Origin of the sequence: Arthrobacter sp. JZ12 (assembly GCF_035189165.1) — a bacterium.
Lineage (GTDB): Bacteria > Actinomycetota > Actinomycetes > Actinomycetales > Micrococcaceae > Arthrobacter_D.
This window is the reverse complement of sequence record NZ_CP045246.1, coordinates 860538-873094: the sequence shown is the minus strand read 5'-3', so window position 1 is coordinate 873094 and position 12557 is coordinate 860538. Positions and strand designations below refer to the sequence as shown.

General features: G+C 65.0%; 12 protein-coding genes and 1 tRNA gene. 4 read left to right on the top strand and 9 right to left on the bottom strand.

Going from position 1 to position 12557, the window contains the following annotated elements; all coding sequences use genetic code 11:
• Positions 1–4 precede the first annotated feature (4 nt).
• The 3 genes from GC088_RS04185 (at position 5) to GC088_RS04175 (ending at position 2834) form a co-directional block, all read left to right on the top strand.
• Complete coding sequence (locus GC088_RS04185) at positions 5–988, top strand: branched-chain amino acid ABC transporter permease (RefSeq protein WP_323960774.1); 984 nt, start codon at positions 5–7, stop codon at positions 986–988.
• Between the two features lie 83 nt (positions 989–1071).
• Positions 1072–2064, top strand: a complete 993-nt coding sequence (locus tag GC088_RS04180; protein WP_323961916.1) for an ABC transporter ATP-binding protein — start codon at positions 1072–1074, stop codon at positions 2062–2064.
• The gene (locus GC088_RS04175) at positions 2061–2834 is read left to right on the top strand and encodes an ABC transporter ATP-binding protein (protein ID WP_323960772.1); all 774 of its coding nucleotides are present in this window, start codon (positions 2061–2063) and stop codon (positions 2832–2834) included. The genes GC088_RS04180 and GC088_RS04175 overlap by 4 nt, the downstream gene beginning before the upstream one ends.
• Before the next feature lie 340 nt (positions 2835–3174).
• Here the strand turns inward: GC088_RS04175 and GC088_RS04170 are convergent, their stop codons facing one another.
• Positions 3175–4557 carry an ABC transporter substrate-binding protein gene (locus GC088_RS04170; RefSeq protein ID WP_323960770.1) on the bottom strand — a complete coding sequence of 461 codons (1383 nt, stop codon included), beginning with the start codon at positions 4555–4557 and terminating at the stop codon, positions 3175–3177.
• A gap of 235 nt (positions 4558–4792) precedes the next feature.
• Here GC088_RS04170 and GC088_RS04165 point away from each other — a divergent pair.
• A tRNA-Leu gene (locus tag GC088_RS04165) sits at positions 4793–4865 on the top strand.
• 26 nt (positions 4866–4891) lie between these two features.
• On the opposite strand, the gene GC088_RS04160 is transcribed toward GC088_RS04165, so the two are convergent.
• The 8 genes from GC088_RS04160 to eno all read right to left on the bottom strand — a co-directional run bounded on the left by GC088_RS04160 (position 4892) and on the right by eno (position 12525).
• The gene (locus GC088_RS04160; protein ID WP_323960768.1) at positions 4892–5200 is read right to left on the bottom strand and encodes a CHY zinc finger protein; all 309 of its coding nucleotides are present in this window, start codon (positions 5198–5200) and stop codon (positions 4892–4894) included.
• A complete protein-coding gene (locus GC088_RS04155; RefSeq protein WP_323960766.1) occupies positions 5197–5706 on the bottom strand; it encodes a GNAT family N-acetyltransferase in 510 nt (169 codons plus the stop codon). Before GC088_RS04155 ends, GC088_RS04160 begins: the two co-directional genes overlap by 4 nt.
• Positions 5707–5788: 82 nt before the next feature.
• Complete coding sequence (locus GC088_RS04150) at positions 5789–7225, bottom strand: NAD(P)/FAD-dependent oxidoreductase (RefSeq protein ID WP_323960764.1); 1437 nt, start codon at positions 7223–7225, stop codon at positions 5789–5791.
• Between the two features lie 50 nt (positions 7226–7275).
• On the bottom strand, positions 7276–8799 hold the full coding sequence (locus GC088_RS04145) for a S8 family serine peptidase (RefSeq protein ID WP_323960762.1): 1524 nt from the start codon (positions 8797–8799) through the stop codon (positions 7276–7278).
• A gap of 10 nt (positions 8800–8809) precedes the next feature.
• Positions 8810–9748 carry a Ppx/GppA phosphatase family protein gene (locus GC088_RS04140; protein WP_323960760.1) on the bottom strand — a complete coding sequence of 313 codons (939 nt, stop codon included), beginning with the start codon at positions 9746–9748 and terminating at the stop codon, positions 8810–8812.
• A gap of 1 nt (position 9749) precedes the next feature.
• The gene (locus GC088_RS04135) at positions 9750–10400 is read right to left on the bottom strand and encodes a DUF501 domain-containing protein (RefSeq protein ID WP_323960758.1); all 651 of its coding nucleotides are present in this window, start codon (positions 10398–10400) and stop codon (positions 9750–9752) included.
• Between the two features lie 42 nt (positions 10401–10442).
• Positions 10443–11135 (bottom strand): FtsB family cell division protein, encoded by a 693-nt coding sequence (locus GC088_RS04130; protein ID WP_323960756.1) that lies wholly within the window; start codon positions 11133–11135, stop codon positions 10443–10445.
• Between the two features lie 109 nt (positions 11136–11244).
• Positions 11245–12525, bottom strand: coding sequence for a phosphopyruvate hydratase (gene eno / locus GC088_RS04125; protein ID WP_323960754.1), 1281 nt, complete (start codon positions 12523–12525; stop codon positions 11245–11247).
• Positions 12526–12557 lie beyond the last annotated feature (32 nt).

Here is a 12557-nt window from a genome sequence, read left to right as displayed (position 1 = left end):
TTCCATGGATTTCGGCAATATTCTCTCCCTCGCCTTCGGCGAAATAATCAGCCCGACGACGGCGGCGTACGCGCTGGCTGCCCTCGGCCTCGCCGTGCACTTCGGCTACACCGGCCTGCTCAACTTCGGGCAGGCAGGGTTCATGGCCATGGGTGCCTACGGTTACGCCATCTCCACGCTTACGTTCAATGCTCCTGTGCCGGTGGCAGTGCTGGTGGCGCTGCTCGCATCGGTGATCTACGCAGTGATACTGGGCATCCCCACGCTTCGCCTGCGCGCCGATTACCTGGCGATCGTGACCATCGCTGCTGCCGAGATCGTCCGGTACGTAGTGACCACCAACAGCCTCACCGAGGTCACCGGATCGGCCAACGGCCTCGCCCAGGGATTTGAGCAGGGCTTCTTCGCGCTGAACTTTATTCCCGAGGGCGAGTACAGCATCGGCCCGGTGAGCATGAACCAGAACGGGCTCTACATCCGCATTGTCGCTTGGACAATCGTGGCGCTCGCGTGCGTTGCTGTCTGGCTGCTCATGCGCAGCCCCTGGGGCCGCGTGCTCAAGGGCATCCGCGAGGACGAGAACGCGGTGCGTTCTCTTGGAAAAAACGTGTACGCCTACAAGATGCAGGCCCTGGTTATCGGCGGCCTGATGGGCTCGGTTGCGGGCATGATCTTCACGATCCCCCGCGGCGCAGTCCAACCGGCGAACTACGCCACCGAATTAACGTTCTTCCTTTACACGGTCCTGCTGCTCGGCGGCATGGCCACCGTGCTGGGCCCGGTCATCGGGGCGATGATCTTCTGGGTTGTCCTCTCGCTGACCCAGAGCCTGCTTTTCGGCGCCATTGAAGTCGGTGCCATCACATTCCTCACCAACGTGCAGGCCGGTCAGCTCCGGTACATCCTGGTGGGGGTCGCGCTCATGCTGCTGATGATCTTCAGGCCGCAGGGCGTGCTCGGCAACAAGAAGGAGTTGGCGTTCGCATGAGTGAAGCCGCATCAGATTCCAGGGCAGCCGGTTCACACCGCGCAACGGGCTCGTCCACGCCGGTTGACGACAACGTCGACTACATGACGGATTCCCGCCCGATCGCCTCGGAAACCCCCGGGCCGGGCTGCCGCAAGCGGGACCCGATCGTCACCGCCCGCAACGTCACCCGAAGCTTCGGCGGCATCAACGCCGTCGATGTGGAGTACCTGGAAATCCCCCGCAACAAGATCACCGCGCTGATCGGTCCCAACGGAGCCGGGAAGACCACCCTGTTCAACCTGCTCACGGGTTTCGACACCCCGCAGAGCGGTGAGTGGGACTTCGACGGCCACTCCCTCGCCGGCGTCGCTCCTTACAAGGTGGCCCGCCTGGGCATGGTTCGCACCTTCCAGCTGACAAAAGTGATGGGCAAGCTCACCGTCATGGAGAACATGCGGCTGGGCGCCAAGGACCAGCCGGGTGAAAGCCTCGGGCGGGCACTGTTCCGCGGACTGTGGGGCAAACGGGAAAAGGAGATCACCTCCCAGGCCGAGGTCCTGCTGGAGAAGTTCAAGCTGGACGCCAAGGCGAAGGACTACGCGGCGTCGCTGTCGGGCGGCCAGCGAAAGTTGCTTGAGATGGCACGTGCCCTCATGGTGCGTCCAAAGCTGGTGATGCTCGATGAGCCCATGGCCGGCGTGAACCCCGCCCTCACCCAGTCCCTGCTGGACCACATCAAGAACCTGAAGGCCGAGGGCATGACGGTCCTGTTCGTTGAGCACGACATGCACATGGTCCGCCACATCGCCGATTGGGTAGTGGTCATGGCAGAAGGGCGCGTGGTCGCGGAGGGCGCTCCCGACGTCGTCATGAAAGACCCTGCCGTCATCGACGCCTACTTGGGGGCCCACCACGACGTCGACCTCGGCGACTCCCACGGAGTGGAGATTATGGAAGCGGAACTGTCCCGCGACGAGGAGTCTGTAGTCGGAACCGACGACGCCGGGCTGCTCAGCCACTCAAGCATCACTGAACTCGAACACCGCTCGCACGACACAGCGTCAGGCACAACACCCGAGGAGAAGCGGCCATGAGCACCGCAGCAGGAAGCTCCGGCGCCGGAGCACCGACCCCCGCCGGCAAGTCAGTGGTGAAGGTGACCGATCTGGTTGCCGGATACCTCCCCGGAGTGAATATCCTCAACGGCTGTTCGATTGAGGCGCGCGCGGGCGAACTGATCGGGATCATCGGCCCCAACGGTGCGGGCAAGTCCACCCTGCTCAAGGCGATGTTCGGACTGGTGAAAGTGCACTCCGGCACAGTAGTGGTGCGGGACCAGGACATCACAGGCCTCAAGGCCAACAAGCTGGTGAGCCGCGGCGTCGGCTTCGTCCCGCAGAACAACAACGTCTTCGCCACACTGACCATCGAGGAGAACCTCCAGATGGGCATGTACCAGCGGCCCAAGGATTTCAAGGAACGGTTCGACTTCGTCACCGGCCTGTTCCCCGAGCTGGGCAAACGGCGCGCGCAGCGGGCAGGATCGCTCTCGGGCGGCGAACGCCAGATGGTGGCGATGGGCAGGGCGCTCATGATGGAACCTGCCGTGCTGCTCCTGGACGAGCCGTCGGCCGGTCTCTCCCCCGTCAAGCAGGACGAGACCTTCCTCCGCGTCCACGAGATCAACCGTGCAGGCGTCTCGGTGATCATGGTGGAGCAGAACGCGCGCCGCTGCCTGCAGATCTGCGACCGGGCCTACGTCCTGGACCAGGGGAAGGACGCCTACACCGGAACCGGGCGGGAACTCATGAAGGATCCCAAGGTCATTCAGCTTTACCTCGGAACGCTCGCCGACACCGCGTAGTCTTCGAAGGTTTCGGCTCAACGGAGACGGCCCCGACTCAGGTGAGTCGGGGCCGTCTCCGTGCCCGGCCTTGTGTCCCAGTTTGCTCAACATTGAGCAAACGCAGCCGCCTGACACCCGAGTCCATGCAGAGAACGGTGCGGCGGCGCAGACGGGCACAATCCTGCAGGTCCTGGGCAGCCAGCCGCCGCTCACAGGCGAGCCCAAGCGCCACGCAAGCACCGCCGTCGTGATCTGTCCCCAGAAGCTGCAGCATCCTGCCCAGGCCGCAACGCGCCCCAACGCAAAGGTGCCCCTCCCACATCGGGAGGGGCACCTTTGTCAGCGGGGCTGACGGTCCTTACAGCTGACCTGCTTCGGAGCGGCTGGGCTGCGGAACGTTGTTCTCATCGAACTGGTAGATACCGATGAAGGCTTCGGTCGGGTCACCGTTCTCATCGAAGGAGATGGGGCCGGAGATGCCGTCGTAGTCGATATCCTCACCGTTGCGCTGCAAGGTGATGCAGCCCGCGTAGTCGTAGCACTTCTCGCCGTCCTTGGAGACCGCCTCGAGCTCGGCTGCGATGTCCGCGCCCTCGATGCTGCCAGCTGCGTCTGCTGCCAGGGCGATGAGGTTCACGGCGTCGTAGCTTTCGCCCGCGTAGTTCCAAACGTTCAGGCTGTCATCTATCTCGGCCAGTGCTTCCTTGAATTCGTCACCTGCGAAGGATCCGGGCTGGGTGCCCTGAGCGCCCTCAAGGGTACCGGGATCAAGGTCTCCGCTGTAGTCGGCGGTATTGCCGTCAACGAAGAACATCTGGCCCGGCTCAACGCCCTGGCCGGTCATCAGCGGGATGATGCTGGTGGCCTGGTCGAAGCTGATGACAACGTAGGCGTCAGGATCCGCTGCAACAAGCGCATCGACCTGGCTGCTGAATTGCGAGTCGCCCTCGTTGAAGAGTTCCTCTGCCACGACCTGACCGCCCGCGCTCTCAACAGCTTCCTTGATGCTGGCCTGCAGGCCGGTTCCATAGGCGTCATTGAGGACGATCATGCCTACGGTCTGTGCGCCACAGGACATGATGTAGTTGCCGAGCACACGGCCCTGCAGAACATCTGAGGGAGCTGTGCGCCAGTACAGCCCGTTGTCGTCCCAATCAGTGAAGTCCGGGGACGTGTTGGCGGGCGACATCTGGATGACGCCGGCTCCGGTGATCTGGTTGATGACCGTCTGGGAGACGCCGGAGGAGGCAGCGCCGATGATTGCGCTGACATCCTGCGACAGGAGGTCGGTGACAGACTGCGTGGCGATGTCGGTAGTGGTGTCGCCGGAGTCGCGGTGAATGATTTCCACATCTTGGCCGAGCACGCCGCCGGCCTCATTGATTTCCTGGACCGCAAGGTTCACACCTGCGATTTCTGGAGGACCGAGGAATGCGAGGGCGCCGGTTGTCGGCAGGATGGAGCCGAGCTTCAGGGGAGTTTCCGACGTGGTTTCCGCTTCAGGAACCGCACCCGGGTCGCCCTTTTCACCGGGCTCGGGAGCCTGGCCGCCCTGACTCTCAGGACAGGTCAGCCCCGATGCTGCAGCTGCCGAAGTCTCGCCGCCTCCTTCTTCAGGGGTGGGGTTCCCACCACAGGCCGAAGCGAAGAGTGCCACGCCCAGGCTGAGCGCCGCAATCTTCGCTGCGCGCGGTGCATTCTCCCCGATGCTGAACCGCGCGGAGGTACGTGTTGCTGTCATGAAATTTATCTCCTCGATCGAAAGGCGGAATGAGCCTTTGATGCGATATCCAGGTGTTCCTGGTATGTGAAAAAGCTAGTGCAAAAACGTGTCCAAGATAAGCAAATCTGGTTACATCCTTGTAACGCTCGTCACAGGTCTTCCCGTGCGCAGTTCCGCGAAATGAGCCTGTGCTGTATACGTTCGCGTAGTCTTGATGAGTGCTTTCCCGCAACCTGCGTTCGCGGGAAGTTACGCCCCAGTAGCCCAATGGCAGAGGCAGGAGACTTAAAATCTTCACAGTGTGGGTTCGAGTCCCACCTGGGGCACCGGGCCGGCGTCGAACGGCCGGAAGCTAGCCGAAGTACAGGTGCTTGTGCAGGCGGCAGCCCGGATTGAAGGGCGCCTTGCAGGAGGAGCAGCAAGCGGCTTCCAGGTACTCCTCGATGGACATGGTCCCCTTGCAGACTCCGCACAGGATGGCATGCGCGTCCTGTTCCGCCACGGGCCACACCACAGCCTCGTGCCCTGCCGTTTCCGCGTGGCACAGGTGGCAGGGGTAGAACTCGCCGCAGCATCGGAACTGGATGGCAACGACGTCGAGCTCCGTCCGGTAGTGAACGCAGCGCGTCTGGTCATCCACCGTTGGCCCGAGGACCCTCACAGCGCCTCGAAGGGGGATGCGTACCGGAATGGGCCGGTCGGGACGGTCCCGGCTAACGGCCGAATCAGGAAGTGCTCTTGCCAGCGCGGTTCGGGCGGGATCACGCCCAGCTCATCTGCACGGGCAAAACGGAACCGCCCATAGAACAACGGATCTCCCAACAGCACGACGGCGCTCTCCCCCAGCTTGGCCGCGCGCCTCACCGACTCCTCCACCAGTGCACCGCCGATTCCCCGGCCCTGGTGCGCAGGCAGCACACCGATCGGCCCCAGCCCCAGGGACTGTGCGGACCCGATCCGCGCACGCGTGGTGATGACGTGCCCGCACACCACGCCGTCGTCGTCCTCCGCCACCAGAGCCAGCTCAGGCAGGAAGGCGGTGCTATCCCACAGCTGCTCCAGCAGTGTCGCCTCAACAGGCCGGCCACCGTGCGGACGCGCGAAGGCTGCCTCAATGACGGCCAGCGCTGCCGGGCGGTCGGCTGCGATCTCGGGACGAATTCTCACGATCGAGAACTATAGCCGGTTAAACGACGACGGCGGCACCCAGCCGGGTGCCGCCGTCGCCGCTGGCTCAGTCAGCCGGAGACTAGGCCGTGGTCTTGGTCTTCTCGGTGTCTTCGGTGCGCCCGGCATCCAGGGACGGGGCGGCTTCCTTCTTCTTGGGCGGCGCAGCAGCCTCGCGGAACTGGCGACGCGGAGTCTGCAGATCCATCAGCTGGGTGGTGTCGCGCCCGAAGACAAACCCGAGCACCCAGTTGGCGACCACGCGGAACTTGCGCTCGAACATCGGCATGGCCATGCCGTGGTAGCCGCGGTGGGCCAGCCAGGCCGGAAGGCCGCGCATGCCGAAGCCCATGATGTTTGCAACGCCCTTGTACTGGCCAAAGCCTGCTACGGCGCCGAGGTTCTTGTGCTTGTACTCGCGTACGCGGCCAACGCCGTAACGCTCGGCGTAGATGTTGTCGGCGAGCAACTTGGCCTGGCGGACAGCGTGCTGGGCGTTGGGGACGCAGAACCCGCCGACGCCGCCGCCGGAGAGGTCGGGCACGGCTGAAACATCACCGGCAGCCCAGGCGCCGTCCAGCGGCCCGTCGTCGCCGGTGATCCGGAGTTCGGCGTTGGCGCGGACGCGGCCGCGCTCGTCGATCGGGAAGTCGGTGTTGCGGACAACCGGGTTGGCCTGCACGCCGGCAGTCCAGACCAGGGTGTCGGTCTCGAACTCGTCCGCCGGGGACTTGTCCGGCATGTTGATGAGCTTGAGCCGGCCGTCCTTCGCGCTGGCGAGGGAGGTGTTCAGCTTGACTTGGACGCCGCGTGCACGCAGGTGCTCGACAACCCACTTGGCCTGCTCTTCGGTGACCTCGGGCATGATGCGGCCCATCGCCTCGATCAGCACAAAGCGGACGTCGGAGCGCTGCAGTTTGGGGTTCTTCTTCACGGCGGCGCTTGCGAGGTCCTCCATCTCAGCGAGGGCCTCGATGCCTGCAAAGCCGCCACCGACCACCACGAAGGTCAGCGCACGGTCACGCTCGGGCCCGGGCTCCATGAGCGAGCCGGTCTCGATGCGCTCGAGGAGCTGGTTGCGCAGGGCGACGGCTTCCTCGATGGTCTTGAGGCCGATGCCCTCTTCGGCCAGTCCCTCAATCGGGAAGGTGCGGGTGATCGCTCCGGCAGCAATGACGATGTCCCGGTAGCCAAGCTCAAACGGCTCGCTTCCGTCAGCGGGCTCAACGGTGGCCGTACGGCTCGCATGATTCACACCGGTGACCTTGCCCGAGATCAGCTCGGTGTCGGTCAGGTGCATGCGGTGGGACACGACGGCGTGACGCGCCTCGATGTTTCCACCGGCCACCTCGGGAAGGAACGGCTGGTAGGTCATGTAGGGCAAAGGATCCACGAGGGTAACGATCCCGCCGTGCGCCTTCACCTTCTTCTGCAGCTTGTGCGCTACGTAGAGACCAACGTAGCCGCCGCCGACAACAAGGATCCGGGGACGATCAGAAAACTTGGAGGTTTGAGCCATGGCACCAGCGTACCGGACTTTGTGAAAATCTTCACTAGCGACGGCCCGGATCACCTGCTGGGCGTGGACTGGCCCTGCTCCGAAAGCGGCTCTTCCGGCTCCGAGGCGGGCATTCCGGCCTTTCCGGACCGGTATGCACGCACCACCTGCCAAGTGCCTGCGACCAGGATGAACAGGATCAGGATGCCGAATCCGATCACGATCGCGGCCGGCAGCGAGGACGACGACGATGTTCGCTCCTGCGCCTCCGGCACAGTGGGCTCGGGGATGTCAGGAAGCGGCCGTTCCGGAGCGGTCGGAGCAGCCGGAGGCGGCGGAGGCGCCTGGCCTCGCCGGTACGTCTCGATGTATTGGGCCATGCTGACCACTCCCCCGGCGCCGAGCAGACGCTCCGCCGGGACCACCAGGTCGGCGTTGACAGCTGCCTCGGCATCGAGGATGCCGTGGCCGTAGATCGTGTCCTTGCCCGGGATGCCGGCATCGCGGGCAGTCAGGATGATGCGGTTGATCACCTGCGGCGCGGTCAGGTCCGGATACTTGGACCGGATGAGGGCAGCCACGCCCGCAACCAGCGGCGCCGCTCCCGAAGTTCCGGACCACTTGCTTGCGTACAGTCCGCCGGGCAGCGCTCCCACAAGGTTCTCCGCGGGCGCGGCAACACCGATACTGATGCCTTCGGAGGAAGACTCACGGCTCGCCTCGCCCGCGGCGTCGAGCCCGCCCACGGCGAGGACACCCGGCATGGTGGCGGGGGCGCCCACCTGCACCGAACCGCCGGCGCGGTTGCCTGCCGCGGCGACCATGACGACGTCGTTCTGTTCCGCATAGAGGAAAGCCTCGTCCCAGCTTTCGGGCCAGGTGGGCGACGTACTTCCGAGCGACATGTTGATCACGGAGGCGCCGTTGTCGACTGCCCAGCGGACGGCGTTGGGAATCTGGTCGTCAATGCTGACGCCTGCCGGATTCGGTCCGCTCGCCTCGCCGCCGATCCACACCGACACGGCGAGCAGCTCCGCTTCAGGCGCGACGCCGACAACCCCGTCCGCGCCACGTCCGGCGGACCGGACGGCGGATTCCTTCTCGACCTCGGCCTCCTCTTCAGCTTTCGCGGAGCCCGAGGGCGACGCGGACGGCGAGGGTTTCGCTGACGCTGACGCGGAGGCGGAGGCGGAGGCGGAAGGTTCGGGCTCCTCCGGCTCGTGGCCACGACCGGCTATCAGGCTCGCGACGAGCGTGCCGTGCTCGGGCACTTCTCCGATTCCGCGCTGTCCGTCTCCTGCGCCTGCACCTGATGCGTCGGTTCCGCCTGTGACTGCTCCCTCCAGGTCGGGGTGGCTGCCGTCAACACCGCTGTCGATGACCGCGACCGTGACGCCCTTTCCCTTACTGGTTTCCCAGGCCCGGGTGATTCCGTAATCCTCAAGCCAGTACTCGCGGTCCCGCAGCTCGCCTCCGTGCGCCTGGGCCGGGCCGGCGGTTCCGGTGAGTACTGCCGCAAGGGCCAGTGCAAGGACGACGACGGCGGAAACGGGCCCAGAAGCCCGGCCCCTGATCTGCACGGTGGAGACAATCACTAACGGTCCTTCAGGAGGCGGCGCTCAGGGCAATGCCGTCAAGAATATCGTGCTCGCTCGCGATCGCGGTCCGTACGCGTCCTTCCGTTGCGTCGACCAGTCGGCGAAGAATCGTGCGCCAGATAAGAGCCCCGGCTCCGATGACGTCAACGCGGCCGGGGTGCATGTATGGCAGGGCGGCACGTTCGGCGCGGGTCAGGTTCAGCAGGGAAGTGGCGGCGTCGTCGATCTGGGCAATATCAAGATCTGCACCGTGGATGCGCTCCGGCTGGTACTCGGGAAGTTCAAGCGCGTGGGCCGTCACGGTGGTGATGCTGCCGGCGACACCGATCACCCGGGTCACGGAGGCAAGGTCCACAACCTCGTGGGCCTGATCGATCATGCGGTTGATCTCCTCCACTGCCTCCGCAACCTCCGCCTCGGTGGGAGGATCGGACCGCAGGAACCTCTCGGTGAAGCGGACACAGCCCATGTCCATGCTTCGGGCGGCCGTGACCCTGTTCCCGGAGCCCACCACGAATTCGGTGCTTCCGCCGCCGAGGTCGACCACCAGCACGGAGTCATCGGCGTCGGAAGGCAGCACGCTGGCAGCACCGGAGAACGAGAGTCCTGCCTCTTCGTCTCCGCTCACGACCTCGGGCTCCACCCCCAGCCGCTCGCGCACCCCGCTGACGAAGATGTCGCGGTTACTGGCATCACGGGTAGCCGAGGTGGCTACGAACCGCACCTTCTCGGCGTCGTGTTCCCGGATGAGCCCGGCATATTCGTCGACGGCGTCGAAGGTCCGCTTCAGCGCCTGCTCGCCGAGCTCGCCGGTGGCGTCAACCCCCTCCCCCAGACGCACCACGCGCATGAGCCGGACCACGTCCGTCAGGCCGGCACCGCCGTCGACGTCGGCAATGAGCAGTCGGATGGAATTAGTTCCGCAATCAATTGCTGCAGTGCGCATATCAGGCCTTCCCTTCGCCCGCACGGCGTTCGGCGCGCTTCTTCTCGAGTTCCTCCGGGCTGAGGCCCTGGGTCTTGACGTGGCGGCTGAGGTCCCGGTCGGGAGCATCTCCGGACGTGTCCCAGGCACCGGCACACCGGCATTCGTCGGGCGTCCACCATTCGGCGATGGCATCGAGCGCTTCGTCGCCGAGCGGGTTCACTCCCCGTCCGGCGGCCAGCGAATGGCCCACCAGCACGTGCAGGCACTTCACCCGGGAGGGCATTCCGCCTGCCGAGACGCCGTCGATTTCCGGTACCGGTCCAATCCCGCTGCGTTCACCGATCTCCGCTCGGACCTTCAAGTACGCTTCGTGGGCCTGCATATAGCGGGCTGCAAGGTCCTGGTCCCGTTCCAGCCGCTCAGTCATCTCGGCCATCATGCCGGCGGCTTCCAGGCGGGATACCGCGGATGTGATCACCGGGTGTGTCAGGTAGAACGTCGTGGGAAAGGGAATGCCGTTGCTCAGCCGCGGAGCAGTGGTCGCCACGAGCGGGTTGCCGCAGACGCAGCGCGCACCGATTTCCACCACGTCGCGGACCGGCCGGCCCAGCTGCCTGCTGAGGGTCTCCAGATCAGCCGGTGTGGGTGCAAGCGGATTCTCTTCCGTCACTGCGGTCCTTCCTGAACCTTCGTCTAGTGTCGAGGACCAAGGTTAGTCGGTGGCTGCCCGCTCCACTGATTCCCAAAGCGCATCCACCCAGGGAAGGTCCTCGGGAGCTGCAGCAGACTGCTGTTCCTCTGAGGACTCAACCGCAGTGCCGCCCTTGACGAGGTAGCGGGTTTCGCCGGGCATGACGAGGAACAGGCGGTCCCGAGCCTGCTGCTTGATGTACGCCGGGTCTTCCCAGCGCGCAATCTGCGTTTCGAGATCATCCTGCTCCTGCTGCAGGGCTGCGATCCGCTCCTGGAGGGCTGTTGTTTCGGCCTGCTGCTTGAGGTAGGTCCGGATGGACGGTGCCAGCAGCACCGTGATGGTGACAAGTACGACGGCGAGGGCCAGCAGCCTGCCCGAGAACGCCTTCGCGGGAATCGGCTGGGCAGCCTCAGCCGGGACGATCACCGGTTGGGAACCGCGACGGAAACCGGCCGTGGCGGTACGGATTGATCCTGCCAGCTGGGATCGCTCGGCTGCGCGTGCTTCCGAGCCGGTCGGCTTCCTGCGCTCTGCTGCTTTGGATTCACGCGGGGGGTTCTGTGCCTGCGGATTCTGGGCAGATGAAGCCGACTTCGGTACGGCATGCGCTGAAGCGCCCTGGGAGCCAGGGCGCTTCAGCGGCTGAGTCTGCTGCCTCTGCCCGTCCGCGCGCACTCGGGTGCGCGGAACGCTGGGGCGTCGGGTGGACATCGGACTCCTCGCTCAAGCTTTGCTGTGCTGCAGGACCGGGCATCGCAGAGAGAAGCTCTGCAAACCGGCGGCTGCCTGCTTAACGAGGGTAACGCCCGATACCCTGCGATCAGGCAGTGAAACGCGGGAAGGCCGAACGACCGGCGTAACGCGCGGCGTCGTCCAGTTCCTCCTCGATGCGCAGGAGCTGGTTGTACTTGGCCACACGCTCGGAACGGGCGGGGGCACCGGTTTTGATCTGGCCGGCGTTGGTGGCCACACAGATGTCTGCGATGGTGGTGTCCTCGGTCTCGCCGGAACGGTGCGAGGTGATCGTCGTGTAGCCGGAGCGCTGTGCCAGGGAGATGGCGTCCAGGGTTTCGGTGAGCGTGCCGATCTGGTTGACCTTCACGAGCAGCGAGTTGCCGGTGTCGGCCTTGATGCCGCGCTCCAGGCGGGCCGGATTGGTGACGAAGAGATCGTCGCCGACCAGCTGGACCTTGTCGCCCAGTGTCTCGGTAAGGACCTTCCAGCCGTCCCAGTCTTCCTCGTCCAGCGGATCCTCGATGGAGACGAGCGGGTAGTCCCGCACGAGCTCCTCGTAGTACGCCCGCATGGCCGCTGAATCCAGGGTCTTGCCCTCGAAGTGGTAGGAGCCGTCCTTGTAGAACTCGGAGGCGGCGACATCCAGCGCGAAGGCGATATCGGTTCCCGGGGTGTAGCCGGCCCGCTCGATAGCGGTGGTGATGAGGTCCAGCGCGTCACGGTTGGACGGGAGGTTGGGAGCAAACCCGCCCTCGTCGCCGAGGCCGGTTGCGAGGCCCTTCTCGTTCAGGACCTTCTTCAGCTCGTGGTAGACCTCCACGCCCCAGCGCAGTCCCTCCGAGAAGGATTCAGCACCGAGGGGCACGATCATGAATTCCTGGATGTCGACATCGGAATCGGCGTGCGATCCGCCGTTGAGGATGTTCATCAGCGGTACGGGCAGGACGTGCGCGTTGGGGCCGCCCAGGTAACGGTACAGCGGGAGCGCGGAGGACTCGGCGGCCGCGCGGGCGATAGCCAGCGAAACGCCGAGCATGGCGTTGGCGCCGAGGTTGGACTTGTTCTCGGTTCCGTCGAGATCGATCATCGCCTGGTCGATTGCGCGCTGGTCGCCGGCGTCGAATCCGAGCAGGGCAGGCTGGATCTGCTCGATGACAGCCTCAACAGCCTGGAGCACGCCCTTGCCGAGGTAGCGTTCCTTGTCGCCGTCACGGCGCTCGTTGGCTTCGAAGGCGCCGGTGGACGCGCCGGAGGGAACGGCAGCGCGGCCGAAGGTGTCGTCGTCGAGCAGGACCTCGACCTCGACCGTGGGGTTGCCGCGCGAATCAAGGATTTCGCGTGCATGGATGGCATCGATGATTGCCATGGAAATGCTCCTGTTCATGGAAGGGCTATGGA